Origin of the sequence: Streptomyces mutabilis (assembly GCF_014649815.1) — a bacterium.
GTDB lineage: Bacteria > Actinomycetota > Actinomycetes > Streptomycetales > Streptomycetaceae > Streptomyces > Streptomyces mutabilis.
In genome coordinates this window covers 1-571 of the sequence record NZ_BMTT01000247.1, presented here as the reverse complement: position 1 = coordinate 571, position 571 = coordinate 1, and the positions used below count along the sequence as shown (strand labels likewise).

Sequence of the window (571 nt, the reverse complement as noted above, 5' to 3'; positions counted from 1 at the left end):
TCAGGGATATACGCTGCTACAGCACCAATAGCTAGACCGGCAGTAGTAGCAATGTATCCTGACTTTCCACCCTGCGTCTCGACCACAAAAACACGACGACGGGACGATGAAGCCGACAGCCGAATGGCATCACAGAACGTAACCAGGGTGTTCAGGCAGGTATCACTTCCTAGTGAATATTCTGTGCCGGGAACATTGTTCGAGATAGTCGCCGGTAGAACAACCATGGGGATTTTGAAAACAGGATATTGGCTGCGGGCCTTTCGAAGTTGGCTCACAGCAGTGTAAGCCTCAAAACCGCCGATAACAAGCAAGGCATCAAACTTGTAAAGCTCGAAGCATTTCGCAGTGCCCTCCATGTCCTCTGATGGTAGGCTGCGGTTCGTTCCGATATCCGAACCAGCCTCGTTGACCCAGTTATCCGACTCCAGCCACTCGACTACACGAACAGAACTGACTGGCTTATCCGCATGGTGTCGACAGAGACCCGGGAAGCCGTTGTGAATGGCGAGAGGCGTATGCCTACGAGTAAGACAGTAGGCGACAATAGCTCGGGTAGCCTGGTTCATAC

1 protein-coding gene is annotated in these 571 nt (G+C 52.4%); it reads right to left on the bottom strand.

Features of this window, described 5'->3' with window-relative positions; translation table 11 throughout:
- A partial coding sequence (locus IE142_RS40190; RefSeq protein ID WP_191889496.1) for a 6-phosphofructokinase occupies positions 1-569 on the bottom strand: 569 nt, incomplete at its 3' end.
- Positions 570-571 lie beyond the last annotated feature (2 nt).